General features: G+C 62.1%; 26 protein-coding genes. 11 read left to right on the forward strand and 15 right to left on the reverse strand.

What is annotated here, in order from left to right; genetic code table 11:
• Positions 1-2 precede the first annotated feature (2 nt).
• Positions 3-920, reverse strand: coding sequence for a LysR substrate-binding domain-containing protein (locus BLW50_RS12100; protein WP_090702361.1), 918 nt, complete (start codon positions 918-920; stop codon positions 3-5).
• Between the two features lie 150 nt (positions 921-1070).
• On the opposite strand from BLW50_RS12100, the gene BLW50_RS12105 reads away from it, so the two are divergent.
• Positions 1071-2708 (forward strand): FAD-dependent monooxygenase, encoded by a 1638-nt coding sequence (locus BLW50_RS12105; RefSeq protein WP_090702364.1) that lies wholly within the window; start codon positions 1071-1073, stop codon positions 2706-2708.
• A gap of 27 nt (positions 2709-2735) precedes the next feature.
• Entirely contained in the window at positions 2736-3314 is a 579-nt protein-coding gene (locus BLW50_RS12110) for a VOC family protein (RefSeq protein ID WP_090702369.1), read from the forward strand.
• Between the two features lie 9 nt (positions 3315-3323).
• On the opposite strand, the gene BLW50_RS12115 is transcribed toward BLW50_RS12110, so the two are convergent.
• Positions 3324-4910 carry an ABC transporter substrate-binding protein gene (locus BLW50_RS12115; protein ID WP_090702373.1) on the reverse strand — a complete coding sequence of 529 codons (1587 nt, stop codon included), beginning with the start codon at positions 4908-4910 and terminating at the stop codon, positions 3324-3326.
• A 140-nt stretch (positions 4911-5050) separates the two neighbouring features.
• Between BLW50_RS12115 and BLW50_RS12120 the strand changes: the two genes are divergently transcribed.
• On the forward strand, positions 5051-6301 hold the full coding sequence (locus tag BLW50_RS12120) for an FAD-dependent oxidoreductase (protein WP_090702377.1): 1251 nt from the start codon (positions 5051-5053) through the stop codon (positions 6299-6301).
• Here the strand turns inward: BLW50_RS12120 and yacG are convergent.
• The 5 genes from yacG to BLW50_RS12145 form a co-directional block, all read right to left on the reverse strand.
• On the reverse strand, positions 6235-6432 hold the full coding sequence (gene yacG / locus BLW50_RS12125) for a DNA gyrase inhibitor YacG (RefSeq protein ID WP_090709029.1): 198 nt from the start codon (positions 6430-6432) through the stop codon (positions 6235-6237). The two genes, BLW50_RS12120 and yacG, sit on opposite strands and share 67 nt — an antisense overlap.
• A 71-nt stretch (positions 6433-6503) precedes the next feature.
• The gene (locus tag BLW50_RS12130; RefSeq protein ID WP_090702380.1) at positions 6504-7145 is read right to left on the reverse strand and encodes a Maf-like protein; all 642 of its coding nucleotides are present in this window, start codon (positions 7143-7145) and stop codon (positions 6504-6506) included.
• A 37-nt stretch (positions 7146-7182) separates the two neighbouring features.
• Complete coding sequence (infA, locus tag BLW50_RS12135) at positions 7183-7401, reverse strand: translation initiation factor IF-1 (protein ID WP_090702383.1); 219 nt, start codon at positions 7399-7401, stop codon at positions 7183-7185.
• Positions 7402-7545: 144 nt separating this feature from the next.
• Positions 7546-8364, reverse strand: coding sequence for a CDP-diacylglycerol--serine O-phosphatidyltransferase (gene pssA / locus BLW50_RS12140; protein WP_090702386.1), 819 nt, complete (start codon positions 8362-8364; stop codon positions 7546-7548).
• A gap of 11 nt (positions 8365-8375) precedes the next feature.
• Positions 8376-9074, reverse strand: a complete 699-nt coding sequence (locus tag BLW50_RS12145; RefSeq protein ID WP_090702389.1) for a phosphatidylserine decarboxylase — start codon at positions 9072-9074, stop codon at positions 8376-8378.
• Between the two features lie 261 nt (positions 9075-9335).
• Here BLW50_RS12145 and BLW50_RS12150 point away from each other — a divergent pair, with 261 nt between their 5' ends.
• Both BLW50_RS12150 and BLW50_RS12155 read left to right on the forward strand, forming a co-directional pair.
• Positions 9336-10958, forward strand: a complete 1623-nt coding sequence (locus BLW50_RS12150; protein WP_090702392.1) for a phytoene desaturase family protein — start codon at positions 9336-9338, stop codon at positions 10956-10958.
• Between the two features lie 216 nt (positions 10959-11174).
• Positions 11175-12170: an ABC transporter substrate-binding protein gene (locus tag BLW50_RS12155; RefSeq protein ID WP_090702396.1), complete on the forward strand. Its 996-nt coding sequence runs from the start codon at positions 11175-11177 to the stop codon at positions 12168-12170.
• 7 nt (positions 12171-12177) lie between these two features.
• On the opposite strand, the gene BLW50_RS12160 is transcribed toward BLW50_RS12155, so the two are convergent.
• Both BLW50_RS12160 and BLW50_RS12165 read right to left on the reverse strand, forming a co-directional pair.
• Positions 12178-14181 (reverse strand): ABCB family ABC transporter ATP-binding protein/permease, encoded by a 2004-nt coding sequence (locus BLW50_RS12160; protein WP_090702398.1) that lies wholly within the window; start codon positions 14179-14181, stop codon positions 12178-12180.
• 128 nt (positions 14182-14309) lie between these two features.
• Entirely contained in the window at positions 14310-15488 is a 1179-nt protein-coding gene (locus BLW50_RS12165) for a LysM peptidoglycan-binding domain-containing protein (protein WP_170850120.1), read from the reverse strand.
• A 155-nt stretch (positions 15489-15643) separates the two neighbouring features.
• Here BLW50_RS12165 and BLW50_RS12170 point away from each other — a divergent pair, with 155 nt between their 5' ends.
• Positions 15644-16246, forward strand: coding sequence for an LOG family protein (locus BLW50_RS12170; RefSeq protein ID WP_090709032.1), 603 nt, complete (start codon positions 15644-15646; stop codon positions 16244-16246).
• 39 nt (positions 16247-16285) lie between these two features.
• On the forward strand, positions 16286-16651 hold the full coding sequence (locus BLW50_RS12175) for a hypothetical protein (protein WP_090702404.1): 366 nt from the start codon (positions 16286-16288) through the stop codon (positions 16649-16651).
• A 235-nt stretch (positions 16652-16886) separates the two neighbouring features.
• Here the strand turns inward: BLW50_RS12175 and BLW50_RS12180 are convergent, their stop codons facing one another.
• Positions 16887-17240 (reverse strand): winged helix-turn-helix transcriptional regulator, encoded by a 354-nt coding sequence (locus BLW50_RS12180; RefSeq protein WP_090702407.1) that lies wholly within the window; start codon positions 17238-17240, stop codon positions 16887-16889.
• A 67-nt stretch (positions 17241-17307) separates the two neighbouring features.
• On the opposite strand from BLW50_RS12180, the gene BLW50_RS12185 reads away from it, so the two are divergent.
• Positions 17308-17691 (forward strand): YybH family protein, encoded by a 384-nt coding sequence (locus BLW50_RS12185; RefSeq protein ID WP_244544221.1) that lies wholly within the window; start codon positions 17308-17310, stop codon positions 17689-17691.
• A gap of 152 nt (positions 17692-17843) precedes the next feature.
• On the opposite strand, the gene cimA is transcribed toward BLW50_RS12185, so the two are convergent.
• From cimA to cysS, 3 genes are read right to left on the reverse strand one after another with little or no spacing between them, the layout of a single operon-like run.
• A complete protein-coding gene (gene cimA, locus BLW50_RS12190; protein WP_090702415.1) occupies positions 17844-19433 on the reverse strand; it encodes a citramalate synthase in 1590 nt (529 codons plus the stop codon).
• Positions 19430-19918, reverse strand: a complete 489-nt coding sequence (locus tag BLW50_RS12195) for a GNAT family N-acetyltransferase (RefSeq protein WP_090702418.1) — start codon at positions 19916-19918, stop codon at positions 19430-19432. The genes cimA and BLW50_RS12195 overlap by 4 nt, the downstream gene beginning before the upstream one ends.
• The gene (gene cysS / locus BLW50_RS12200) at positions 19915-21294 is read right to left on the reverse strand and encodes a cysteine--tRNA ligase (RefSeq protein ID WP_090702422.1); all 1380 of its coding nucleotides are present in this window, start codon (positions 21292-21294) and stop codon (positions 19915-19917) included. The genes BLW50_RS12195 and cysS overlap by 4 nt, the downstream gene beginning before the upstream one ends.
• A gap of 258 nt (positions 21295-21552) precedes the next feature.
• On the opposite strand from cysS, the gene BLW50_RS12205 reads away from it, so the two are divergent.
• Together BLW50_RS12205 and BLW50_RS12210 are read left to right on the forward strand one after the other, a co-directional pair.
• Positions 21553-21888: a hypothetical protein gene (locus tag BLW50_RS12205; RefSeq protein WP_244544222.1), complete on the forward strand. Its 336-nt coding sequence runs from the start codon at positions 21553-21555 to the stop codon at positions 21886-21888.
• 375 nt (positions 21889-22263) lie between these two features.
• A complete protein-coding gene (locus BLW50_RS12210) occupies positions 22264-22746 on the forward strand; it encodes a MarR family winged helix-turn-helix transcriptional regulator (protein WP_090709038.1) in 483 nt (160 codons plus the stop codon).
• 10 nt (positions 22747-22756) lie between these two features.
• Here the strand turns inward: BLW50_RS12210 and BLW50_RS12215 are convergent, their stop codons facing one another.
• Positions 22757-23287: a CreA family protein gene (locus BLW50_RS12215; protein ID WP_090702425.1), complete on the reverse strand. Its 531-nt coding sequence runs from the start codon at positions 23285-23287 to the stop codon at positions 22757-22759.
• 169 nt (positions 23288-23456) lie between these two features.
• On the opposite strand from BLW50_RS12215, the gene BLW50_RS12220 reads away from it, so the two are divergent.
• A complete protein-coding gene (locus tag BLW50_RS12220) occupies positions 23457-24680 on the forward strand; it encodes a DUF2865 domain-containing protein (protein WP_090702427.1) in 1224 nt (407 codons plus the stop codon).
• A 6-nt stretch (positions 24681-24686) separates the two neighbouring features.
• Here the strand turns inward: BLW50_RS12220 and BLW50_RS12225 are convergent, their stop codons facing one another.
• On the reverse strand, positions 24687-25958 hold the full coding sequence (locus tag BLW50_RS12225; protein ID WP_090702431.1) for a pilus assembly protein: 1272 nt from the start codon (positions 25956-25958) through the stop codon (positions 24687-24689).
• Between the last annotated feature and the right edge of the window lie 72 nt (positions 25959-26030).

The raw sequence follows: 26030 nt of genomic DNA on the forward strand, positions 1-26030 counted from the left end.
AATCACGTTCGCTTGCGGGCGGGTCGCTTTGCCGGCGTCGCATTGTTCATCAACAATTGCGCGAAATGTTCCGCCGCCGGCGTCAACGGCATGGCGGCGCGACGGATCAACACCAGGCGCGGGGCCGACAAATGCTCGCGAATGGGGATCATCTGCAAAGTCTCGCCCATCAGCTCAAAACTTTCCCATTGCTTGGGCACCATCGCCAGAAGGTCTGAGGCGGCAAGCGCCACCAGCAAGCTCAGAGCGGATTGGGTGCGCATCGCCAGTCGCGGCTTGCCCAGGCCATGCTCGGCGAACAAGGCGCTGAGTTCGCCGTCCGCCGGCTGCGTAATCGTATTATTGGCCCATTCGGCATCGCTCAGGTCCTTCAGCGAACGGGCCGATGCCAAGGGGTGGTTCTTGCGACCGATGACGATGCGCTCGTTAGGGGCGAGCACCACCTGTTGCAGGCCGGGCGCGAAGGCCGGATCAGCTTCAGGGCCGATGTAAAAATCCATCGTCCCTTCCAGCAGCGCCTTCTCCACCGTTGGATAGAACCCCTCGATGATGTTGAGCTCGACGGCGGGATAACGCTGGCGAAAAATCCGCAGGGCATTTGGCAAAAGCTGCATATGCGCGGCGATCGACAGGCCGGCGACAATCTGGCCAGCGCCGCCACCGCGCATCTGCTCGGCCTCCTCGCGGATGCGACGCACGTCTTCCAGCACGGTACGGGCGCGGCGCACGAAAGCTTCGCCCAGCGGCGTCAACACCATGCCCCGCGCCTGCCGCTCAAACAGCGGCGCGCCGATCTCGTGCTCCAGCTCCTGGAGGCTGCGGGTGAGCGCCGGTTGGGCGAATTGCAGACTGCGCGCGGCCGCCCTTAGACTGCCCCGTTCGGCGATCTCCAGCACATTGCGGAACTGGTTGAGTTTCACGGCGTCCCCTCGATGCTATTTCGGTATCAAAAGAACACTTTTGGCATCTTCCTGCAATCGGTTGGATGGCGATAATGGAGGTCCGAACTGGCTATAGGCGCCGGCAAGGCCAAATTGCACGACCAAATTGAGAAAAACCGGGAAGGAAACATGGACCGACAGCTCCCCTCCGACACTGAAGTTCTGATCATCGGGGCGGGTCCCGTCGGGCTGGCGCTGGCGATCGAGCTTGGCTCACGCGGCGTCTCCTGTCTCGTCGTCGAGCGCAACGACCGGGTCGGCTACAATCCGCGCGCCAAGACCACCAATGTGCGCACGCGCGAGCACCTGCGCCGCTGGGGCATCGCCGACAAATTGCGGGCTGCCTCGCCCGTGCCCGTCGACTATCCCGCTACGGTCGTTTTTGCGACGCGCCTCAACGGCCCCGAGATCTGCCGTTTCGAAAACGCGCTGCAGGCTTCGCCGGACAAGAACAATCTCTACTCCGAAAGCGCTCAATGGGTGCCGCAATATGTACTGGAACAAGTGCTGCGCGACCATGCGGTCTCCCTGCCCGGTGTGACGGTCCGCTTCGAGACAGAATTCGAGGCGGCGCGGGATTTCGACGATCACGTGGAAGTCACCCTGCGTGACCTGCAACAGAAGCGCTCCGAGACAATCTCCTGCCGCTATCTCATCGGCGCCGATGGCGCGCGCAGCGCCGTGCGCGAACATATCGGCGCCAAGATGCATGGCCCCGGTGGAGCCCTGCGCAACATCAACCTGGTGATGCGCGCCCCCGGCCTCGACCGTATGCATCCGCATGGACGCGCCATCCACTATTGGCTGCTCAACGAGGAAATCCCCAGCCTGATGGGGCCGCTCGATGGCGGCGACCTCTGGTACTACATCGTCACCAAATTCGACGGCGACGGCGTGCCTGATGCCGAGACCTGCAAGGACATGATCCGCCGCTCGACCGCGATCGACTTCGATCCCGAGATCGTTGGGATCGACCCCTGGGTGGCGCGCAGCCTCGTCGCCGACCACTATGCGAAGGGCCGCGTCTTCCTGGCTGGCGATGCCTGCCATCTGCACCCGCCCTTCGGCGGCTTCGGCATGAACATGGGCATTGGCGATGCGGTCGATCTGGGCTGGAAGCTCGCCGCGACGATCCAGGGTTGGGGCGGTCCGGCTCTGCTTGAGTCTTACACCACCGAGCGCCGCCCCGTGCATGAGCGCATCATCGAGGAAGCGACGATCAATTACTCCGCCACCGGCAATCAGCTCATCCAGCCGGGGCTCGAGGATCCCGGCGAGATCGGCGCCGCCATCCGGCGTGAAGTGGCCGAAACGATCCTCGCCACCAAGGCGCGGGAGTTCAAGACGCTCGGCGTCGTGCTCGGCTCGCACTATGCCCATTCGCCTATCGTCGCCGAAGAGAAAGGCGAGCCGCCGCCGCAATCGGTCGGGCTCTATACGCCCACCGCCTATCCCGGATGCCTGGCGCCGCATCAATGGCTGAAGGACGGGCGTTCGCTCTATGACCTTTTTTGCACGGGCTACACGCTTCTGGTGCTGTCAGACGATGCGGAAGGCGTTGACCGTTTCCGTGCAGCGGCCGCCGAACAGCGCGTGCCGCTCACCATCGTCAAACCTGGCGATACACGGCTGCCACGCCGCTACGAGGCGAAGCTAGCCTTGATCCGGCCCGATCAGCATGTCGCCTGGCGCGGCAATGCGGCGCCTGACGATATCACCGCCTTGTTCGCACGGGTCACCGGTCGCGCCATGGCGGACGTTCACTAGACAGTATCATCATCAAGGAGGGAAACTATGAGCATTATCCGGCCCGCACTGCATCACGTCACGTTCAAGACCAGCCGGCTCCAGGAAATGATCGACTGGTACGGTACGGTGGTCGGCGCGAAGGTGCAGTTCCAGGATGCCAACGCCGCCTGGATGACCAATGACGCGGCCAACCATCGCGTCGCCTTCCTCTCGGTGCCTAAGCTCGAAGACGATCCGGAAAAGGTGACGCATAACGGCATGCATCACAGCGCCTTCGAATATGACAGCTTCGCCGATCTGATCGCTTCTTATGAGCGCCTACGCGACGCCGGCATCCGCCCGGCCTTCTGTCTCGACCACGGCCTGACGATCTCGATTTACTATCGCGATCCCGAAGGCAATTTCGTCGAATTGCAGAGCGACAATTTCGGCGATTGGGAGAAATCGGCCGAATGGATGCGGACGTCGCCCGATTTCAAGGCCAACCCAATCGGGACCTTCTTCGATCCCGACAAAGTGTTGGCGGCCTTCGCTGGCGGGCGGCCGTTCAAGGAATTGCAGAAAGCCATTCGCGGCGGCGACTATCTGCCGGCGGAGATTCCGAGCATCGGATTGCCCGTCTGATCGCTGCCGTCAGGCTTTGGTGAGATAGCGGAAGTCCGGTTCGCGGCACGGCCAGAATTGGTAGCCGCCAATCGACTTCTGCATCGCCACGTCATGCAAGGGTTGCGCGATCGGGATGACCGGCGCGTCCCTTGCAGCAAGGGCGATGAAAGCTTCGATATTGCTCTTATAGGCCGATACATCCTGCGTGAAGCGCGCGCCGTCGATCAGCTTGTCCATCTCAGCGCTTCGATAGCTGGAGATGTTGAAGATCGAATTGTTGCCGTGAAAATTCCAGAAGAAGTAGTAGTCCGGAAAATCGAGCCAGCCGCCGAAGCGGTTGATCGCCATCGGGTGAATCTTCTTGTTCAACTCGCCCCGGAAGTTCGCGCCAGGAATCTTGCTGAGTTCGACGTCGATGCCGATCGGCGTCAAAGCCTCCTTGATGAGAACCGCCATCGGCTCGGCGATGGTGGCTGAGCCGGTGTCGAAGATCAGCGATGTCTTGATGCCGCCTGGCGCTGCCTCGGAAACCAAAGCCTTCGCCTTCGCGATGTTGGTATTATAGGGCATGGGCTGCGGCCAAAGCGTTGTGGGCTTTTCGGGACCGCCCCACATGGGCACGCCACGGCCAAACATCGAGGCCTGCAGAATTTTCTCATAGGGCATGGCCCAGGCGACAGCCTGGCGCAGGCGTACGTCGACAAAGGGGCCGGTCGCCGCGTTCAACGCCAGATACCAGAGCGCGTTCGGCACGGGCACGCCGATCACCTTCACCTTGCCGGCATCGGCGAGATCTTTAAAATCCTTCGGCGGCAGACCGTAGGAAATGTCAGCGTCGCCACGCTCGATCAACGCGCGCCGTGTCGAAGGCGAGGGAATATCGCGCGCGATGACGCGGCGAAGCATCGGCAGCTTGCCGCCCTTCCACGCGTCGTTGCGGATATAGATCGTCTCGGTGCCGGGCTTCCAGCTCTCGACCTTAAAGGCGCCCGAGCCCGCGACATTGTTCTTCAGCCATTCCTTCGCCCAAGGATCATCGCCGCCATTCTTGATCGCCAGTTCGCTGTCGATGACGAAGGGAATGGTCACGGCCAGGTTGGGCAGCGTGAGCTTGTCGCGCCGCACGAAATCAACACGAAAGGTCTTGTCGTCGAGCGCCACGAATTGTTCCGGACTTTCGAGTGAGCCCGCCGCCATCTGGGTTTTGGCGAAGCCACCTATGGCGACGGCGCGATCAAGCGACCACTTCACGTCCTTGGCCGTGACCGGCCGCCCGGAATGAAAGGTCGCGTCCTTCAGCTTGAAAGTGACGCTCATGCCATCGGATGCCTCCTGCCAGCTTTCCGCCAGCTCGGGCTCGAGATCGGTCATGTTGAACGTCCCGCCCGCGCCATCAGGCAATGGCGTCGGCTTGAAGCGGATAAGGCGATCATAGCAATTCAGGGCCACGCCGTTGACAGGCTGGGAGGAACCGATGCCCTGCATGTCCATGCTGTTGGGGCCGTATTCCTGAACCAGCAGCAGGGTTTCGCTGCGGCTCTGCGCCTGGGCTTTGGCCTTGACGACGAAAGGCGCCGCAACAACCGCGCCCACCACCACGCGACGATTGATCATGAAATCCCTCACTGTTCCGCGCCCAGCGCACGGTGTTTCTCGCGGTATGAGCGAAGCAGGAGTCGTGCCAGGCGAAGGCTTGTCGGCGCTGCCCCGCGCTGCCATAGCTTTGGCATGACCAGTCCCTTTCAGGCCCCGCCATGCTGATCGCCATCGCTGGATGCGGCATCGCTGGCCTCGCCAGCGCGCTGCTGCTGACGCGCGATGGCCATCGCGTCGTCCTGATCGAGCGGTTCGAGACACCACGGCCGCTGGGCTCGGGGCTGATCATCCAGCCGACGGGCCTCGCCGTGCTCAAGCAGCTCGGGCTTGATGCGGCGACCATTGCCGCCGGCAGCCGCATCGACCGGCTGTTCGGCAAGGCCATCCCCTCAGGCAAGACCGTGCTCGATGTGCGCTATGCGGCGCTCAAGGGCGAGCATTGCGGCATTGGTATTCACCGCGCTTCGCTGTTTGGCTTTCTCTACGAGGCGGTGCGCGATGCTGGCATCACCATTGAAACCGGGCGCACGGTGGTCGGCGCGCCAATGCAGGACGACGGGCGCCGCCGCGTCCTGTTCAGCGATGGATGCAGCGATGGCCCGTTCGATCTCGTCATCGATACGCTCGGCACATCGAGCCCACTTGCACCGCCGACGGGACGCGAGCTTGCCTATGGGGCGCTGTGGGCGAGCCTGCCCTGGCCGACGCATGGTGGCTTCGACAGCCACGCGCTGGAGCAGCGCTATGTGCGGGCGAGCAAGATGACGGGCGTTCTGCCGATCGGCACGCCGCCTGGCGCAAGCCAGCCGCAAGCGGCGTTCTTCTGGTCGCTACGTGCGGATCGTCTGACGGCTTGGCGTGCTGAGGGCCTGGAGAGCTGGAAAGAGGATGTACAGCGGCTCTGGCCGGAAACATCAACCTTGCTCGAGACGATCACGACACCAGAGCAGCTCACCTTCGCTCGCTATGCCCATCGCACTTTGGCGCAGCCCGTGGCCGATCGCCTGGTCCACATCGGGGACGCCTGGCATTCGACCAGCCCGCAGCTTGGCCAGGGCGCCAACATGGCCCTGCTCGATGCCTGTGCGCTGGCGACAGCGCTGCGCCTGCATAAGAACGTGAATGAAGCGACGGCCGAGGCCATCGCACTGCGCCATCGGCATGTGCAGATCTATCAGGCGATGAGCGTGCTGTTCACGCCGGTCTATCAGTCGGACAGCGCGACGCTGCCGTTCCTGCGTGATTGGGTGGCCGGCCCGCTGTCGCGGCTTTGGCCGGCGCCGGCGCTCCTGGCCATGATAGTCACTGGCCTGATTGGCGCGCCGCTGCGGTCGCTCAACCTTCAAGCCTCGCGCGCGGAGCTCTCGCTCTCGTCATCCTCGTCGACGCGGCCAGCCGGAATGGCATAGGAGCCGCGCAGCCAGCGGCCGAGATCGACATCGGCGCAGCGGCGGGTGCAGAAGGGGCGATATTCCGGCGTCGCGGGACGGCCGCAGATGGCGCAAGGGCCGAGGTCGGCCGCGCCGGCGTCATCGGCCATGAATTTGGCGACGAGATCCGGTGATCCCGATTTCTTGTCGGTCATTGGCAGCTCCAAATCAGATACCGAAATCAGATACGGTTCAGCCAGAACATATGGGCAGGATAACCCTCGCCCGCCAGGAGGGCCATGGTTTCGGCGAGCGGCAGGCCGACGACTGCCGAATAGGAGCCGACGATTTTGACCGGAAACACGCCCGCAAGCCCCTGGATGGCATAGCCACCCGCCTTACCGCGCCATTCACCGGAGGCGAGATAGGCCTCCATCTCCTGCGTCGACAGGCGCTTGAAACGGACCCTGGTTTCCACAAGCCGACGGCGCTCAGCGCCTTTCGGCGTGATCAGGCTGATGCTGGTCCAGACCCGATGGGTGCGCCCCGACAGCAGCCGCAGGCAAGACCCCGCCTCCTCGGCCAATTCGCATTTCGGCAGGATGCGCCGTCCCACCGCCACCACCGTGTCGGCGGCCAGCACGAAGCAATCGGCAAAACCATCGCGGGCGCCGGCGATTTTAGAAGCAGCCTGAGCCTTCTCGCTGGCCAGACGCGTCGCCAAAGTGCGGGGCAGTTCGCTGCGTTTCGGAGTCTCGTCGAGATCGGCGGGAATGAGCGCATCCGGCTCGATGCCAATCTGCTGTAGCAGCGCCAGGCGGCGCGGCGAACTGGAGGCAAGCACCAGTTTCGGCCGCCAGCCGGTCGTATCATGCCCGCTCATCAGCGAGCCTCCCTGCGGGCGGCGGCCATCATCGAGTTTATTTGAACCGGTAGGTGATACGGCCCTTGGTCAGATCATAGGGCGTCATTTCGACCAGCACCTTGTCGCCTGTGAGCACGCGGATGCGGTTCTTGCGCATCTTGCCCGCCGTATGGGCGATGATCTCGTGGTCGTTCTCGAGCTTCACGCGAAACGTCGCGTTCGGCAGGAGTTCGGTCACGAACCCCGGAAATTCAAGCAGTTCTTCTTTCGCCATAAACCTCGTCCAATCTCGGCCGGACGGCCGACCACAGCCGGCGGCTGCGGAAAGTGGCCGGAACCTACTGCAACAGTGACGCTTTGTGAACAGCGGCAGCGCTGTCATGCATGAAATTGTGACAAAACCCCATTTCCGCAAGGATTATGGGGCTTCCACCGCCGCTGCGGCCTCCGCATCCATGCGCTGGAGGGCCCGATATCGCCGGTAAGCGAAGGGGATATGGGCCAGGTAGAGGATGCTGATCCCGGCTAGAACCTCCATGGGGAAGCTGTAGAGGAACAGGATGGCGACCACGACGCCAAACAGCACCACGATGAAATATTCGCGCGGCACCCGGCCCATTTCCTTGCCCGACAGGTGTGGAATGCGGCTCACCATCAAAAAGCCGATCAGCAGGGTGTAAATGATGAGGGCCACGACCATGGCCTTGCCGGAGGCAAAGCCGAACCAGGAATGGGTGAGGTAGATCGGCAGCAGCACGACGATGGCGCCTGCCGGCGAGGGCATGCCGACGAAGAAGCGCGCGGCCCATTTCGGCTTGTTGGGATCATCAATCGCCACGTTGAACCGGGCGAGCCGCAGCGCGCAGGCCACCGCATAGACCATGGCGGCGAACCAGCCGGCGGATTTAATGTCGTTCAAAGCCCACATATAGAGGATCATCGCCGGGGCGACGCCGAAGTCGATGAAGTCGGCCAGCGAATCAAGCTCAGCGCCGAAGCGCGAGGTGGAATCAAGCGCGCGCGCCAGGCGGCCGTCGAGACCGTCCAGCACCGCCGCGCCGGCGATGGCGTAAACGGCGAGATCGAAACGCGCCTCGATGGCGAAGCGAATCGCGGTCAGACCCATGCAAAGGCCGAGCAAAGTCACCAGATTGGGCAGGACATAACGCAGCGGAATGCGCTGGAAGCGCCGCCGCTCTCCGCCTGCCTGTGCCGGTTTGATCAATGGATCGTCCATCGCGGCAGCCTTCAAGCGGAACGGAAGACGCGGCGCGGCGTGCCTGCGGCCAGATTGGCGATCACGGTTTCGCCAGCGATCATCTTGGAGCCGATATCGACCGTCGGGGTCGCTGTATCGGGCATGTAGACATCGACGCGCGATCCGAAGCGGATAAGGCCGATGCGCTCGCCCGGCTGCACGCCGTCGCCTTCCTTGCTGAAGCTGACGATGCGGCGGGCGATCAGGCCGGCGATCTGCACCACGCCGAAAATGCCGGCATGGGTTTCGATGACGAAGCCGTTGCGCTCGTTGTCCTCGCTCGCCTTGTCGAGATCGGCATTGACGAACAGGCCCGGCTTATAAGCGATGCGCTGGATGCGGCCGGCGACCGGCGACCGGTTCACGTGGCAGTCAAACACCGACATGAAGACAGAGACACGCTTCATCGGCCGTTCGCCCAGGCCCAATTCCGGCGGCGGCACGAAGGAGCCGACCGAGCAGACGATGCCATCGGCGGGCGAAATCACGAGGTTTTCATCGACCGGCGTCACCCGGATCGGATCGCGGAAGAAATAGGCGCACCAGAGCGTCAGCAGCGCGCCGATCCAGCCGAGCGGCGACCAGAGCCAGTACAGAATCAGCGACGCGATCGCGAAGCCGACGATGAACAGATAGCCCTCCGGATGAACGGGCGTGATCTGCCGGCGTACGCTGTCCAAAATGCTCATTAATCTGCCCTTGCCCTATCTTGGCCCGATCTTGCCCAACACGGGGGCGAGTGGAGCCGGTCTTTTGCCATTGAAACGGGTTAAAGTCACGGCCAAGGAAGGATTCCGGGGTAAATCCCCGGTTTTGCCCCCATTCAACGGTTTTGACTTGGATCAAAGCCCCGCGCCTCGCGCGGCTGGACGGGTTCCAGCGCGAAAACCTACAGTCGGCCCACGATAAAGGCGGCTGGCTTAAGCGCCGGCTCGGGGGGAAACCAATTCATGACCGCGCTCGACAGGACCTACGACGGCATCATCATCGGCGCCGGCCACCATGGGCTGGTGCTCGGCAGCTATCTAGCGAAGGCCGGGCTGGACATCCTGCTCGTTGATCGGCGGCTCGACTATGGCGGTGGCCTCTCGACCAAGGAAGCGACCCTGCCCGGCTTTTATCACAACCTGCATTCGATCAATCATTTCCACATCAGCGAGACGCCCTGGTTCAAGGATCTCGGCCTGGCCGAACGGGTCACCTACATCACGCCGCGCTACGAGTTCGGCCAACCGCATCTCGATGGCTCGGCTTTGGTCTTCGGCCGCGATCTTGAAGAGACGCTCGCCAATGTAGCCCGCTTTTCGGAAAAAGATGCGCGCACCTTCCGCGAGTGGAACCGCAAGGCCGAACAGATCACTCGCGATATCTTTTTGCCGGAACGCTACAGCGAGCCGCTGCCGCAAGCCGAGCGCGAGCGGCTCCTGGCGCGCACGGCGGCGGGGCGCGACTTTCTGGCGATGACCCAGCGCCAGCCGCTCGACGTGGTCCACGAATTGTTCGAGAACGAGCACGTCAAACTGCTTTTCCTGTTCAAGGTCTCGTTGTTTGGCACCTGGCTTGTCGACACGATGTCGAAGACGAGCCCAATGGGCTCGATCATCCGCGCCTTCGATCTGCAAAGCGGCTATCAGCTCTGTCAGGGCGGCTCATTCAATCTGGCCCGCGGCCTGATGGAGACGTTCATCGCCGCTGGCGGCCGCTTCCAGCCGCAAGTTTCTATTGACCGCATTGTGATTGAAGGCGGACGCGCCACCGGCATCGCGTTGACCGATGGCCGCACGGTGCGGGCGCGCCAGTTCGTCTCTTCGACGCTTGACGTGCATCAGACCTTCGAGAAACTGATCGGCCGAACGCAACTGCCGCAGGCTTTCACGCAAAAGCTCGACGGCTTCCAATATACCGGCTGGACGCTCTTTGGCGTCCATCTGGCGCTGGAAGAATCGCCCAATTTCACCGCCGCGCAGTTCGATCCCAACGTCAATCGCGCCCTGAAATGGAGCCTCGGCGCGGAAACGATGGAGGACCTGTTTTCCGCCTTCGCCGATGTGCGCGCCAACAAAGTCCCCAAGGTCATCCAGTTCGGGTCCGGGCCGATGAGCCTGCTTGATCCGACCCAGGCGCCGCCCGGCAAGCACACCACCTATGCCTGGCATGTCATGCCGCTGGATCCCGACATCGGCACGCAGAGCTGGGAGGATTTCAAGGAAGAGTTTTCCGAAAAGGTGATCGAGACCTTCGCCCGCTATGCCCCCAACGTCAGCGGCAAAAAGATTCTCGGCAAATATGTTTATACCGCCAAGGAATATGCGCAGGAGATGATCAACATGCGCGGCGGCGATATTTTCATGGGGGCCTTCAACGCCGAACAGGTGATGTACAACCATTTCGGCTATCGCACGCCCATTGCCAATCTCTATATGAGTGGATCAGCGACCCATCCCGGTGGCGCCATCTCGGGCGGCGCCGGCTATATCAGCGCCGGCCTCATCGCCCGCGACATCGGCGCGAAATTGTGGTGGAAGCCCTGGGATGCGCACGAGGCGCTTGGGGCAATGCAAGAGGCGTATTGAAAAACTCCCCATGTCATTCCCGACAGCCGCGTAGCGGCGGAGCGGGATGACATCAAGGATTTTCAATATCCAGCTGGACGCCCCGGTTTGAAAATCTATAGTCGACGTCGATAAGGCGGCCGTCAGATGCCGCTGGCTGGAGGGAATGCATTCATCGTCGCGGTTTGATCGCGCGCATGCCCTCTTACGCCGAACAAGGCTTCAGGAAGGAAACATATGCGCCGGTTTACACACACTCTCATCGCCTGCCTCGCCGCCACGCTCGCTTTCTCCGCCCAAGCGGCAACCAAGATCATCGTCGGCACAGTGCCCAACACCAGTGACGGGCCGATCATCTGCGCCATAGAGAAGGGCTATTTCAAGGAGCAGGATATCGAGGTCGAGCTGACCTCGTTCCGCACCGCGTCCGACATGACGCCGATGGTGGTGCGTGGCGATATTCCGATCATGGGCGGCGGCGTCAGCGTGTCCTATTTCAATGGCGTCGCCCAGGGCATGCCGCTGCGCTATTTCCTCAGCCGGGCGCAGATCCGCTCGCATCATAAGATCATCCTGCGCAAGGGATTGGCGGAGAAGGTCAAGACCATCGCCGACCTGAAAGGCCTGCGCATCGCCACCACGGCGGCTGGCGGCTTCTCCGAATATGAACTGGGCAAGGCCTTAGAAACGGCGGGGCTGACGCTCGACGATGTCGACACCAAGCCGCTCGCCATGCCGCAAACCCTGACGGCGATGATCAATGGCGCGATCGATGCAGCAGTGCTGATCCCGCCCTTCGATGGCGGCGCCTTGCGCGATGGGGCCACCATGCTGGTGCGCCTCGATCAGATCGTCAAACCGGAGATGGAAGTCGCCGGCCTCATCTACAACACCGAATGGGCCGCCAAGAACCGCGATCTGCTGGATCGCTTTACCGCCGCCTACATCAAGGGCGCGCGCTACTTTCAGCAGGGCGTCGAGAACGGCCCCAACCGCGACGAGATCATCGACTACTTTCTTAAATATGCGCCGATCAAGAACCGCGCCATTTTCGCCGATACCTCTTGGTCGGACGTCAATCCTGACGGCAAGGTCGTCGTCGCTTCCCTACTCGACCAGCAAGACTTCTACATCCGCCGTGGCTATCTGAAGACGAAAATGCCGATCGAGAAATTGGTCGATGAAGAGACCGCGGTTCGTGCGCTGAAGCTTCTGCAATCCCAAGGACAGTGACGAGCGCCTATTTGGCGCTCTGATCTTCCTCACTGCGCCGCACCAGGTTTTCGTCGTTCCGGTCGTCGTCCAAATCGCCAGCGGTGGCGACGGCGGCCTCCTGCATGAGCACACCGAAATCGCCTGTGATCGCGACATGTTTCGATTTGCCTTCGGCGGCCTCGGCGCGACGCAGGGTCTCCTGCGCCTCGTCGACTTCGCGCTGGCGGTTCCACATGGCGTTGTAGACGCCGCCCAAGGCGAGCAGATCTTCATGCCGGCCACGTTCAACGATCTGGCCGCTATCGAGCACCAGGATTTCGTCGGCATTGACGATGGTGGATAGGCGATGCGCGATCACCAAAGTGGTGCGATCTTGGGCAACGCGCTCCAACGCACCCTGAATTTCCCGTTCGGTGAAGGAATCGAGCGCCGAGGTCGCCTCGTCCAGCATCAGGATCGGCGGCGCCTTGAGGATGGTGCGGGCGATGGCGACACGTTGCTTTTCACCACCCGACAATTTCAACCCGCGCTCGCCGACCTGGGCATTGTAGCCGCCGGGAATGGTGCGGATGAACTCGTCGATCTGCGCCAGTTTGGCTGCTGCTTCGATCTCTTCCTGGGTCGTATCCCAGCGGCCATAGCGAATGTTGTAGGCGATGGTTTCGTTGAACAGCACCGTATCCTGCGGCACCATGCCGATCTTCTCGCGTAGCGAAACCTGGGTGATGTCGGAGATATTCTGGCCGTCGATCAGGATGCGGCCGCTCTGCGGTTCGTAGAAGCGGAACAGCAGCCGCGAGAGCGTCGATTTGCCGGCGCCCGAAGGCCCGACAACCGCGACGGTTTTGCCAGCCGGAACCTCGAAGGAAATGCCCTTCAGGATTGGCCGTGCCGGATCATAGGCGAATTGGACATTTTCGAACGTGACCGTGCCCTGGGAAATCTTCAGCGGCAGCGCGCCCGGCTTATCCTTAACCTCCGGATTCTGCTCCAGGACATCGAACATCTGCTCGATGTCGATCGTCGCCTGTTTGATCTCGCGATAGACCATGCCCATGAAATTCAACGGTTGGTAAAGCTGGATCATCAGGCCGTTCAAGAGAACGAAATCGCCGATCGTATTGGTGCCATTGCGGATGCCGTTGACGCAGAGAATCATCACGACAGACAGCGCTGCGGCGAAGATGATCCCTTGACCGGAGTTTAGGACGGCCAGCGAGACATAGCTCGAAATGCTGTTCTTCTCGTAACGGGCCATGGACTTGTCGTAGCGCGCGGCCTCGCGCTTCTCGGCGGTGAAATATTTCACCGTCTCGTAGTTGAGCAGCGAGTCGATCGCCTTCACATTGGCGTCTGTATCGCTTTCGTTCATGTCGCGACGGATGGAGATGCGCCAATCGGTGGCCACTTGGGTGAACCAGAGATAGGCGACGATCATGATGCTGATCGACAGCATGTAGCGCCAATCGAAGGCGAAGTAGAACACGCCGAGGATCAACGCGAATTCGACGACCGTGGGCACGCCGGTCAGCATGCTCATGCGCACGATCTGCTGGATCGCCTCGCGGCCGCGCTCGAGAATGCGCGTCAGGCCGCCGGTCTTGCGCTCGAGATGGAACCGCAGCGACAAATCGTGCAGATGGACGAAGACTTCATTGGCAAGGCGGCGCACCGCATGCATCGCCACGGCGGCGAACAGAGCATCGCGCGCCTGGGTGAAGAGCTGCATGAAAATACGCAGCAGGCCGTAGAGCACGCAGATCGCGATCGGCCCGGCGAGAAGCGCCGGCAAGGGCACGTTGGCGCTGCCCGGGTGGGCCAAGGCATCCGTCGCCCATTTGAACGAATAGGGCACGAGGATCGTGACCACTTTCGCGGCGAGTAGCAAAACGAGCGCGCCGAGGACGCGCATTTTCAGGTCAAGCCGATCCGTCGGCCAGACGTAGGGCCAGAGGTGCTTGACGGTTTCACTGAGCGTGGCTTCGCGGCGCCCGGTTTTACGCGGCGGCGGATTGGCGGGAGGGGTCATGGGTTCGATCTACACGGCCCGCGGCCAAGCGCGGGCAAGGTCAAGTTTGATTGTTATGATTCTCATATAAGCGCTTCCCGGCCAAAAGGCACGGGTGCGCCGGCATTTTCAGAAGGAGGACCGGAGGTTTATGGCACCGGATTGGGCACAACCAGGACCTGTCCCGGGTAAATCAGATCCGGATTGCGGATTTGGTTGGCGTTGGCATCGTAGATCTGAGTGTAGCGCATGCCTTGCCCCAGCACAGTTCGGCTGATCCGCCACAGGCTGTCGCCGCGCTCGACCCTGGCGGTGCGCAGTTCCGGCACGATCGTCGATTGGGCGGTTCCAGCCGTACCCGTGCGCTTTTCGGCTGAGGGCGCCGCCGCAGCCTGAGTCGCCGCGGCCCGTTGGGACGTCTGAGAAGCTGAAGCCGTGGATGGCCCCGTCCCCTCGCGCTTGTCCGCTGCGGCGGCAACCGCCCCCGCACCGGGATAATCGAACGGCACTTCGGCGCGGGCCGCGACCCCAACGCCATCCTTGGCGACGAGATCGGCGCGCACCGCATATTTGCCCGGCGACATGCCCTTTTCGATCCGCATCGACCAATGCCCATCCGCCGCCGTCTCGGCCATGGCGATGAAGGCGCCGTTCAGATAGAGCCGAACCCTGGCGCCTGCCGCCGCGAGACCGGATAGGAAAAAGCCGCCGCCGTCCTGGGCTTCGACCGTGCGGATGGTGACGGAGGGGGCAGCGGAGGATGCCGGCGCGCTGCCGGCAACCGGCCCAGCTTGCGGTTTGGCGTCGGAGAGAATGCGCGTCGGCTTGTCCGGCTCCGCCAGCGCCACGATCACGTCACGGCTGCCGGGCTTGGGCACCACCACCGCGACCGTCTGATCCGAAGCCACAGCATCAGCCTCCAGCGAGAGCAGATGATCGCCTGGCGGCAGCGTCGGCGGCAGGATGACGAACTGGCCCTCGGCATTGGCCGTCGCCTGGCCGACCGGCTTGCCCGTCGCGAATAAAGTGACCTTGGCGTTGGGCGCGGCGCGACCGGCCACCACCGTCTCACCCGACGGCTCGACGCGCACGACATCGAACTGCGGTTTCTGCGGCTTATCGGCTGCCGATTTGCTTGGCTCTGGATTGGTCGATTGGGGCTTGGCGGGCTCGAGCTTGGCCTGCGGCTGAGCGACTGTTTCGGCTGGTGTCCCGGCTGAGATCGTGGACGCGGGCACGGGCAAATTGCGCCAGAAATTCCAACCGATGACGATGCCCGCGATCACGACCACCGCGGCGCCGATCCCATAAACAACCCTGTTCGACACACCAGACATTTCCAACACCGCCCGCCCGACATCGCCTGAATATTCAGGCGATTTAACCATTGTGGCAGCGAAAGGCCAATCTCGGCGATTCACGCTGGTTAAGCTTGCCTTTCTGTGCCTTGACCCTGCCACAACCGCACGGCAAAAGCTGTGACATGACTGAAATTCGCAATGTTTGTGTTTACTGTGGTTCTTCTCCCGGAACCGATCCGATTTTTGCAGATGCGACGCGCAAGCTCGCCACCGAGCTGGTGAACGCCGGCATGGGCCTCGTCTATGGCGGCGGCAGCCACGGCCTGATGGGCATTCTCGCCCGTTCGGTCTTCGAGGCCGGCGGCCACGTCACCGGCATCATTCCCGACTTCCTCGACGTGCGCGAGCGACGCTTCAAAGAAGCGCAGGAACTGGTCGTCGTCGCCGATATGCATACGCGCAAGCGCATGATGTTCGAGAAGGCCGATGCCTTCGTTGCTCTGCCAGGCGGCATCGGCACGCTTGAGGAACTGGTCGAACAGCTCACCTGGGTGCAGCTTGATCGCCACAACAAGCCGGTCGTGCTGGCCGATGTTGGCGGCTTCTGGCGGCCGTTGCTCGATCTGTTCGCCCACATGCGCTATAAGGGCTTCATCCGCAGCGATCTCGAAGTACGCTATCAGGTCGCCGAGAAAATCGAGGACGTGGTGCCGATCATTCGTGCGGCGAGCGAACGTGCCGCCCGCGCCGGCCTCGAGTCCGCCGATTTGACGCCGCGCCTTTAGTTGGCGATGTTTCGGCAAAACTCAGGAGGAACTGCCATCATGACGTTTAGCCGCCATTACGTTACGCATGCGCTGGTTGTCGTCGCCGCCACGGCGACGCTGTCCATGACGGCAACCTCCGGTTTCGCCCAATCGAAGCGCGGGCCCGCGAGCGCCGGCCGCATCACGATCGAGAACAAGCGCGACGCGACGCTCGTTGAATTGAAAGTGATCGGCCGCGAAGGCGCGGCTGCCACCGAGCGGGTGGTGGCTAAGAACCTGGCGCCGGGCAAGCGCGTCACCGTCACCCTGCCGCCGCGCTCCGGCTGCACCTTCGATCTTGCTGGCACGTTCGAGGACGACAGCGTGATGGAAGCGGAAGGCCGCAACCTGTGCAAGGACAAGGTGCTGCGCCTCGTCGAGTGAGGCGCGGGTCGGAGGGCAAGTAAAAGAGCAAGTGGGCTGGCAAGTGACCTTGATAGCGCCCTTGCATGGGGTTGTTCCTCAGAATTGCGTGGCACCCCCTCCCCACCCGATCCAAGCATTGTTCTCCCCCGCCAAGCCGTAGCGCACGCCGCGGCGAATCTGGCTTAAAATACAAAGCCAGGGCGGCGGAATTATGCCTTGTCTTGCTCTCAGCGCTTCCTCGCGTGACGGCGGCCTAACCCTGAGGCATTCGACGCGACCACAGTTCGATCTGGTCGAGTATGCCGACCAGATCGCGCCCTGCCGCTGAGAGAGAGTAGCTGACGCTGCGTGGAAAGCTGGCCAAAGCCGTGCGCGTGATGAGGCCGCGCTTCTCCAAACCGTCGAGACGCTCGGTCAGTACTTTCGGCGCGATGGCCGGCAGCACCGCGCTCAATTCGCCATGACGTTTGGCGCCTCCCTGCAGATGCCAGAGGATGAGCGCGTTCCAACGATGGCCGAGAAAGGCCAGCCAATCCTCGACCGGGCAATTGTCGGGCCGGCGCGGCTCGGGCCGGTCGAGCACCGCGGCAGCTTGCAATATCGCCATGTCAGTCCTTCCCGTTTGGTGAGCCCAGGACTGGCATGATGTCCTCGTCGCAACGAGGAGATGCATCATGCCCGTAACCCAGCCCGACCAGATGAACACCACATTCGCCCGCGCCTTCAACAGCCGCAAGATCGGAAATCTGCTTGTTCTTTACGAGCCCGACGCCACCCTGCGCGTCGATGACATCGCGAGCGACATCACTGGGCTCGAGGCGATCTCGCATGCGCTGCGTCAACTCCTAGGGCTGCCCGGCACGATGACGTCACGCAACCGCTTCTGCGTTGTGCACGGCGATCTCGCCTTGCTGCGCGCCGACTGGGATCTGACGGATGGCGACGGCACGGTACTGGCCAGCGGCAGTTCCGCCGAACTCATCCGGCGGCAGCCCGACGGCACATGGCTCTATGTCGTCGACCACGCGGTCGGCGCAAGCTTGTCGCGTGCGGAATAAGCCACGATTGAGAGCTGAAGCCATCCAAGGCGCGTGTCGGAACGCTTTTCGTCAAAAATTATGACTGTGCCGCAGTTGTTTTTCTTCACCCACTCGCCCCTGGTCCCGGATCACGCTCCGCGTGTCCGGGATGACACCTAGGTGCAAGCTTCTCAGGCTTCGGCCTTCATCAGCTTGTAGTTGATCGAATCCAGCAGCGCCTGGAACGAGGCGTCGATGATGTTGGCGGAAACGCCGACCGTCGACCAGGTATTGCCCTGGCTATCGCCGAATTCGATCAGCACGCGCGTCACCGCGTCAGTGCCGCCCTGGAACACGCGCACGCGATAGTCACGCAGCTCCAGATCTTCGATATAGGGCTGGTATTTGCCAAGATCCTTGCGCAGCGCCAGATCGAGCGCGTTCACCGGGCCGGCGCCTTCGGCGGCCGAGATCAATGTCTCGCCATCGACGCGCACTTTGACGATCGCCTCCGACACGCTGACCAAATCGCCGACGGCATTGTGCCGACGCTCGACATTGACGTTGAAACGCTCGACTTCGAAATAATCCGGCGCTTGGCCCAGAACACGGCGGGCGAGCAGTTCGAAGGACGCATCGGCGCCTTCATAGGCATAGCCCTGCGCTTCCTTCTCCTTCACCTCTTCCAGAACGCGCATGACGCGCGGATCATCCTTGGCGACGACGACGCCGAGACGTTCAAGCTCGGCCAGCACGTTCGACTTGCCAGCCTGGTCCGACACCAGAACCTTACGCACATTGCCGACAGCATCCGGTTCGACATGCTCGTAGGTGCGCGGATCTTTCAGCACGGCCGAGGCATGGATGCCGGCCTTGGTGGCGAAAGCGGAGGCCCCGACATAGGGCGCATGGCGGTTTGGCGCGCGGTTGATCAATTCGTCGAAGGCGTGGCTGAGCTTGGTCAGGCCGCGCAGCTTTTCAGGACTGACGCCGATCTCGAAACGATCGGCATAGGCGCTCTTCAGCAACAACGTCGGGATGATCGAAACCAGATTGGCATTGCCGCAGCGCTCCCCAAGACCGTTCAAGGTGCCCTGTATCTGGCGCACGCCGGCCCGCACGGCTGCCAGCGAATTGGCCACCGCGTTCTCGGTGTCGTTATGGGTATGGATGCCAAGATGGCTGCCGGGAATATGGCGTGCCACTTCGCCGACAATGCGCTCCACTTCATCGGGCAAAGTGCCGCCGTTGGTGTCGCACAGCACCACCCAACGCGCGCCGGCCTCATAAGCGGCGCGCGCGCATTGCAGCGCATAGTCGGGGTTGGCCTTGTAGCCATCGAAGAAATGCTCGCAATCGAGCATGGCTTCGCGGCCGTTCTTGCAGGCATAGGCGATGGAATCCGAAATGCCTTCGAGATTTTCCTCGAGCGTTATGCCGAGCGCCACATGCACCTGAAAGTCCCAGCTCTTGGCGACATAGACGATCGCATCGGCGTCGGCTTCCATCAGGCCGGCGAGACCTGGATCGTTGGAGGCTGAACGTCCCGGCCGCTTGGTCATGCCGAAGGCGGCGAAGCGCGCCTTCTTCACCGCCTTTTTGCGGAAGAATTCGGTGTCGAGCGGATTGGCGCCGGGATAACCACCCTCGACATAATCGAGGCCGAGATCGTCGAGCAGCGCGGCGATGCGGCGCTTGTCGTCGATCGAGAAATCGACGCCAGTGGTCTGGGCGCCATCGCGCAAGGTGGTGTCGAAGAGATAAAGGCGTTCGCGGGTCATTGGGTGGTTTCCATCGCCAGCGGCTTGGCCATCGTCGTATTGGCGAGCCAGACACCGGCACGTTCGACGCTGTTGCGCCGGAGCGGCTCGTAGCCGCGTTGTTTGAAGAAGGGCTGCGCCGTATCGCTGGCGTCGGTTGTCAGCTCCTTGACGCCACGGGCCGCCGCGAGCCGCTCAAGCCCATCGCACAGCGCGCTGGCGACACCCTGGCGGGCAAAGCCCGAGTGAACATAGAGCATGTCGAGCACGGCGCCACGCAAAGTGGCGAAGCCAGCGATCTCGCCATCGACTTCGGCCAAAATCGTCAGCCCCTTGGCGATATTTTCGCCAAATTTCTTTTCGTTCTCGACGCTGGAAATCCAGGCGGTGCGCTGTTCCTCGTCGTAATCCTCCTGGGTCAATTCCTCGATGCTGTCGACGAAGACGTCGACCAGCGCCGGCAGGTCTTGCGGCAACAGGATGGGGCGCAGGGTCGGCGTGCTCATCGCTTAACCTCCCACTCCGTGATCAATTCGCCGGCCGCATCCTTGCCGTCCTTGAGCTGCACGCCCATGGCAACAAGCTCGTCGCGAATTTCGTCCGAACGCTTCCAGTCCTTGTTCTTGCGGGCCTGCACGCGCTCGCGAACGCGCGCGTCGATCAATTCCTTATCGAGCTCCGCCGTGCGCTGCTGCACCTGCGGCTGGTAGGCGTCAAGGTCGAGCCCCAACAGAGGCAAGCAGGCGGCCAGCGTCTGCACCTCGCCGGCGCGCGCCAGACGATGCAATTCGGTCAGCGCCAGGGACGTGTTGAGATCGTCGGCCATCGCCGCGATGAACGCGTCCGACACCACGCCCGGCTGGACGCCCTTCACCAGCGCCGCCCAATCATCGAGCGTCGCTTCGGCCTCGGTGAGGCTGCGCACGGTCCAGTCGATCGGCTGGCGATAATGGGTGCGCAGCATGGCCAGGCGCAACACCTGCCCTGGCCACGTGCGACCACCAAAATTTTCCGTCGTCAGCAATTCATTGATGGTGACGAAATTGCCGAGGCTCTTTGACATCTTCTCGCCTTCGACCTGCAAGAAGCCGTTGTGCATCCAGACATTGGCCATGACCGGATGATCGAAGGCGCAACGCGACTGGGCGATCTCGTTTTCATGATGCGGGAACACCAGATCGATGCCACCGCCATGAATGTCGAACGTTTCGCCGAGATGTTTCCACGACATGGCCGAGCATTCGATATGCCAGCCCGGCCGGCCACGGCCCCAGGGCGACTCCCAGCCCGGCTCTTGGTCCTTCGAGGGCTTCCACAGCACGAAATCCATATCGCCCTTCTTATAGGGCGCGACATCGACGCGAGCGCCAGCGATCATCTCGTCGAGCGGACGGCGCGACAGGCGGCCGTAGTCGGCCATCGAGGGCACCGAGAACAGCACATGGCCATCGGCGGCATAGGCATGGCCGCCAGCGATCAGCTTTTCGATAATGGCGATCATCTCAGCGATATGGTCGGTGGCGCGCGGCTGCACGTCCGGCGGCAGAGCGCCCAGCGCCTCGACATCGCTCTGGAAGATGGCGTTGGTCTCTTCCGTCAGTTGGCGGATGGAAATGCCGCGCTCGGCCGCCCGCGCGTTGATCTTGTCGTCAACGTCGGTGATGTTGCGGACATATTTGACGTGACCCGCGCCATAGACATGGCGCAGCAGACGGTAGAGCACGTCGAAGACGATGATCGGCCTAGCATTGCCGATATGGGCAAAGTCATAGACCGTCGGTCCGCAGACATACATGCGCACATGGGCCGGATCGAGCGGTGTGAAATCCGCCTTCGTCCGGGTCAGCGTGTTGTAGAGGCGCAGGGGCAGCAATGTAGACATAGGTTCCCTCTCCGGCCGGCTGGCGGGGGGGCTTTGTCGTTTTCAATGCGCGAAAAGACGGCTCCAGCCAGCGGGCGGGCTAGCTAATAATAATCCGGCAAAGGCAGGGGCGGAGCGACATGGGCGGCACCATGATCGAGAGCAGCCGGCCCGTCAAGCGCGACACCAGGCTATTGTTACCGAGGTTAAACGAATTTTCACGGGATTGCGGCACGGTTCAGTCACCAAGACGATCCGATCTGCGCCCCGGTGCCCCCTATGCGTAAGCTTTTCCCCTTCGAAGTCCCCTTCCCGCCGATGATCATCCCGCTGGCTGCCGCTTTTCTGGCGCTCGCCGCCACGTTCGGCCAAGTGCGGGCGGCCGAGCCGGTTCGCTCCTTCGTGATCGCCGCGGAGGATGGCTACGGCGTCAGCGAATGCGTCGCCAGCCGTCAGGAGTGCGGCCGGGTGGTCGCCGACGCCTGGTGCGCGGGCCATGGCTTCGGCAAGGCCTCGGCCTATGGGTCAGCTGACGATGTGACCGGCTCGACCGGGATAACGACCGCTGCGGCGGCGCCGGCACGCGGCTCGGTCATCATCACCTGTGGCGACTGACCGGCGCTTCTCTCTTCCAGTGTAGCGAAACGCGCCGTAGTCATTCGTGACGCGCCGACCGCGTCCTGTTGATCACGCTACCACGCGCCCCTGGCTCCCGGATCGCCTGCGGCGTCCGGGATGACACCGAGGTGTCGGGCTACTTTTCGAGGCACTGCTTTTCAAGGCTCGGCGTCATCTCCGCAGCTTCCGTGTCATACCGGACACGCGCAGCGTGATCCGGTATCCAGGGGCAGCTGCCGCGCTGCTGCGGACACCAAGCCCAATTTCATCGGCCGCGCTGATTTGCTTTCCCGGGCCTATCGCGTTAGCCTCGCTTACAATCTATAATTCTTAAAATATAAGATACTTATTTTATAAGACAATATGGCGGCGATGTCGACGAAACCGAGCAGCGTGAACGGCACAGAGATTTTGAACGGGGCGGAGGCGTTGCGCGAACTGAGCGCGCGGACGATTTTCCTGCATCAGGCCGTGGCCGATCACCTGGGCCTGAACATCACCGACCATAAATGCCTGGATATCGTGCTGAAGCACGGCCCGATGACCGCCGGACGGCTAGCCGAGGACAGCAGCCTAACCACCGGAGCCATCACGGGCGTCGTCGACCGGCTGGAAAAGAAGGGCTTCGTGCGCCGTGTCGCCGCGCCCCAGGACCGGCGCAAGACAATGATCGAAGTGGTGCCCGAGGGCGTGCGCCAGATCGAACAGATTTTCGCCGACCTGGCGCAAAAAACGGCGGAGATTGTCGCGCGCTATAGCCAAGCCGAGCGCGCGGCGATCGACGATTTCGCCCACCAAACGGCGGCGATGATCGACGCTTTCGTCAGGGATCTGCGAAACAGAAAAGATCCCTGACTTTAAGCATTCAGTTCTTCAAGAAATCAGCGCATTTGGGGATATCGCCACTGGCGCCCCAGGGCATGATCGGCACGCTGGAGGTCGAGTTCTGCGGGCTGCCGTCGATCAGCTTATCGGAATAGACCATATAGACCAAGACGTTGCGCTTGGGGTCGCAACCGCGCACGATCTGCATCTTCTTGAAGATCAGCGAACGGCGCTCAGAGAAGACCACATCGCCCTGCTCGAATTTGGCCTTGAAACTGATCGGGCCATATTGCCGGCAGGCCAGCGAAACGTCTGAAACCTCTTCGGCCACGCCAAACATGCCCTTGAAGCCGCCCTTCTCGGGAACGGTGTAATGGCAGGCGACGCCCTCCACGACAGTGTCGTCGATGCCATAAGTCGCCAGCTTGTCGTTGGGCGTGAGCCATTTGAAGACTGTGGATTTGCGGAAGATCAATTCCGGCTCGCCAGCGGCCTGCGCAGCCACACCCGCCGACACGGTGATCAAGGCCAAGGCCCCGCAAAATCTGGCAAATCCGTTCCATCTCGACATGTGCAGCCTCCGGAGCAAGCCCTCCTCATATGGGGAGCAGCCTTGGCGCTACAACGATTGCCATCAAGGGAACAAGAAGTTAACGAAAGTTCGCTGTTCACCGCTTCCAGGATGGGTCTGGTAGACTTCCCGAATCAAACGCGCAGGATCGACGAGTTCGAAACGCTTGATGCCAGTCTCACAAAAAAGCCTTTTGCCGACCATCGCTTCCGACGGTGCCGGACACCTGCGCGCGGCGCGGCGTGTTATTGCCGCCGCGTCCCTGTGTTTTCTCGCCTGGCTGCCCCCAGCCCTGGCGCAAGCGATCAATTGCGGCGGTCTGCAAGCGCAGATCGCCCGTGCGGGCCAGTCCAATGACAGTGCCGGACGCTATCTCGCCGCCGCCAATCGGCAGCGCGGCGAACTCGCCCGCACCCAGGCCTATGCCCAGTCGATCGGCTGCGACCGCCGGCAGTTCCTCTTCTTTGGATCGCCGCCGCCGGCGCAATGCGGCCCGCTGGAACAGCGCATCGCCGCCATGCAGGGCAACCTCGCCAATCTGCAGGCGCAGGTGCAAATGGCCAGCGGTGGCCGGGCCCAGCTCATCGCCCAATACAATACTTATTGTCGCAATCAGGTCGCGGTGCAGCAGCCGCGCTCCTTGTTCGACCAATTGTTCGGCGGCGGCCCGCAGTACGAGCAAATGCCAGCCAGTCCGCTGCCCGACGACGATATGCTCGGCGACGAACAGCGGCCGCGCGGCGGCGGCTCGACCGCGATCTGCGTGCGCACCTGCGACGGCGGTTTCTTTCCGGTAAGCTATAGCGCCGGCAGCCGCGATCTCGACAGTTTCGCCGATCTCTGCAAGGCGCTGTGCCCGAACGCCGAGACCGAGGTCTATCGCTTCACCAACGGCGGCAATATCGAAGACGCGGTGAACGATGTCGGCGCCAGCTATACGAGCCTGGCCAATGCCGGCAAGTTCAAGAAGACCTACGATCCAACCTGCAGCTGCAAGCCGCCGGGCAAGTCCTGGGCGGAGGCGCTCGATGGCGCCGAGAAATTGCTCGGCTCACGCCGTAACGACCTGATCGTGACACCGGAGAAATCCGAGGAACTGTCGCGTCCGCGCCCAGCGCGCGGCACCCAGGCCGCCGCCACTCCGCGCAACGCACCGCAACCGCAGGCGCAGGCGCAGCCTCAAGCTTCTTCGCTCTCCGCTATCCAGGAGACGGAAAAACAGGATGCGGCGATCGGCGAAAACGCGCCGACGGCTGGATCGGCCAGCGCCGGCATCGAAGGTGGACGCGCCACCCGCGGCAGCGTCTATGGCGTCACCGATGGCGCCCGCCAACAGAGCAAGGATGCGCAGGGCCGCAACCGCCGGGTGCGGGTGATCGACCCGTCGCTGTAGAGCCTGCTACCGCGACAGATGCAGTTGCGACAGCGATGCGCCGATCGAGGCGAAGGTGGTGATGATCTGGTCGGCCGTGGTGAGCATCACGAATTTTGAAGGATCGCTGGCGCAATATTGCAAGGCTGTCTGTAGCGCCTCTTTGTCAGTATTGACCTGCACCGCATAGATGGTGACGCCCGTTGCTTTAATGGCATCGCAGAGCTTCTTCTGGCGCCCATCGATCGTTGCTTTGTTCGAACTCGTGCGGTTCTGGGTGTTGTCACCGTCGGTGAGAAGGATGATGACGTCCGCATAATTGAATTTCGGATCCTTCGCCGGTGCGTTCAGCGGCGCGCTCATCGTCAACGATTGCCAGGCCCAGGCGAGGCCGATCGGTTGATTGGTGTTCCCGGCCGGGACCATGTCCGGAACCTTGGCTCTGAGCGCCGCCCAATTATAGGTCAAGCCCATGAGACTCGCGGTGCCGGTTCCAGCTGGTGCTGCCGGAAAGAATGTCGAATTGCTGGTCGGAGTTGCATTCGAGAGATCGTAGTTCTGGTCACGATCCATGATCGAACCATCCCAGGTCGAACGACTATTGGGCTTGCATACTTTAGAATTTCCCTTCCCTGTACAGGTCTGGTTACCTGCGTCTGCTTCCCACTCGGTCCATCTAATCCACGATGCCGAGACATTCGACGTGTCGACTTTGACGGCTGTGGAGAATGGAATGATCGACACATAAACGTCGCCGTCCTTGACCGCCGCGTTTTGCAACGACGTCAGCAGATTGGTCGTCGCCGTTCTCAATGCCAGAATTTTGTCGCCCTTCATCGAACCGGTGTTGTCGAGCGCCAGCGCCACGCGCAGCTTGGTGTTGCCCCAGGTGGACGTTGAGGTTGCAGCCACCGCATTCGACGCGAACCCGAACAGGCTCATGAACGAGTTCGGAACGGCCACCGAGGCCGAAACCTTGATCCTCGCGTTCTCTGTTCCCGCCGCCGTATAGGTGAGCGTCGTGACAGGCTCGCCCAGGCCGCCGACATTGAAGGCGCCAGCCACCGAATTCTGCGCGATGACCAACATTTGAGCGGTCGTCAGCCCCGGCGATTGGCGCGCGGTGTTCAACGCCGCCGCATCGACCGCCGCCTGCAACACCGTCTTGACCCGCAGACCGCGGCTGTAATCGATGACCGAGCCAACCAAGATCAGGATTGGAATGATCGCGAAAGCCGTGATCACCGCGACGTTGCCGCCGGTTGCCTGAGAAAAATTCCTGAAATGTTTAATCGCCATAATAAATATCCGTGCGATGAGTGTCGGCCGTCCTTCTAGCGGCTTTCTGTTACATAACTGTATTAACGTCCA

Origin of the sequence: Beijerinckia sp. 28-YEA-48 (assembly GCF_900104955.1) — a bacterium.
GTDB lineage: Bacteria > Pseudomonadota > Alphaproteobacteria > Rhizobiales > Beijerinckiaceae > Terripilifer.

Coding starts and splice junctions, on each gene's coding strand:
- BLW50_RS12105 (WP_090702364.1), top strand. CDS start 1,071: ATGGACCGACAGCTCCCCTCCGACACTGAAGTTCTGATCATCGGGGCG.
- BLW50_RS12110 (WP_090702369.1), top strand. CDS start 2,736: ATGAGCATTATCCGGCCCGCACTGCATCACGTCACGTTCAAGACCAGC.
- BLW50_RS12115 (WP_090702373.1), bottom strand. CDS start 4,910: ATGATCAATCGTCGCGTGGTGGTGGGCGCGGTTGTTGCGGCGCCTTTC.
- BLW50_RS12120 (WP_090702377.1), top strand. CDS start 5,051: ATGCTGATCGCCATCGCTGGATGCGGCATCGCTGGCCTCGCCAGCGCG.
- yacG (WP_090709029.1), bottom strand. CDS start 6,432: ATGGCCGATGACGCCGGCGCGGCCGACCTCGGCCCTTGCGCCATCTGC.
- BLW50_RS12130 (WP_090702380.1), bottom strand. CDS start 7,145: ATGAGCGGGCATGATACGACCGGCTGGCGGCCGAAACTGGTGCTTGCC.
- infA (WP_090702383.1), bottom strand. CDS start 7,401: ATGGCGAAAGAAGAACTGCTTGAATTTCCGGGGTTCGTGACCGAACTC.
- pssA (WP_090702386.1), bottom strand. CDS start 8,364: ATGGACGATCCATTGATCAAACCGGCACAGGCAGGCGGAGAGCGGCGG.
- BLW50_RS12145 (WP_090702389.1), bottom strand. CDS start 9,074: ATGAGCATTTTGGACAGCGTACGCCGGCAGATCACGCCCGTTCATCCG.
- BLW50_RS12150 (WP_090702392.1), top strand. CDS start 9,336: ATGACCGCGCTCGACAGGACCTACGACGGCATCATCATCGGCGCCGGC.
- BLW50_RS12155 (WP_090702396.1), top strand. CDS start 11,175: ATGCGCCGGTTTACACACACTCTCATCGCCTGCCTCGCCGCCACGCTC.
- BLW50_RS12160 (WP_090702398.1), bottom strand. CDS start 14,181: ATGACCCCTCCCGCCAATCCGCCGCCGCGTAAAACCGGGCGCCGCGAA.
- BLW50_RS12170 (WP_090709032.1), top strand. CDS start 15,644: ATGACTGAAATTCGCAATGTTTGTGTTTACTGTGGTTCTTCTCCCGGA.
- BLW50_RS12175 (WP_090702404.1), top strand. CDS start 16,286: ATGACGTTTAGCCGCCATTACGTTACGCATGCGCTGGTTGTCGTCGCC.
- BLW50_RS12180 (WP_090702407.1), bottom strand. CDS start 17,240: ATGGCGATATTGCAAGCTGCCGCGGTGCTCGACCGGCCCGAGCCGCGC.
- BLW50_RS12185 (WP_244544221.1), top strand. CDS start 17,308: ATGCCCGTAACCCAGCCCGACCAGATGAACACCACATTCGCCCGCGCC.
- cimA (WP_090702415.1), bottom strand. CDS start 19,433: ATGACCCGCGAACGCCTTTATCTCTTCGACACCACCTTGCGCGATGGC.
- BLW50_RS12195 (WP_090702418.1), bottom strand. CDS start 19,918: ATGAGCACGCCGACCCTGCGCCCCATCCTGTTGCCGCAAGACCTGCCG.
- cysS (WP_090702422.1), bottom strand. CDS start 21,294: ATGTCTACATTGCTGCCCCTGCGCCTCTACAACACGCTGACCCGGACG.
- BLW50_RS12205 (WP_244544222.1), top strand. CDS start 21,553: ATGCGTAAGCTTTTCCCCTTCGAAGTCCCCTTCCCGCCGATGATCATC.
- BLW50_RS12210 (WP_090709038.1), top strand. CDS start 22,264: ATGTCGACGAAACCGAGCAGCGTGAACGGCACAGAGATTTTGAACGGG.
- BLW50_RS12215 (WP_090702425.1), bottom strand. CDS start 23,287: ATGTCGAGATGGAACGGATTTGCCAGATTTTGCGGGGCCTTGGCCTTG.
- BLW50_RS12220 (WP_090702427.1), top strand. CDS start 23,457: ATGCCAGTCTCACAAAAAAGCCTTTTGCCGACCATCGCTTCCGACGGT.
- BLW50_RS12225 (WP_090702431.1), bottom strand. CDS start 25,958: ATGGCGATTAAACATTTCAGGAATTTTTCTCAGGCAACCGGCGGCAAC.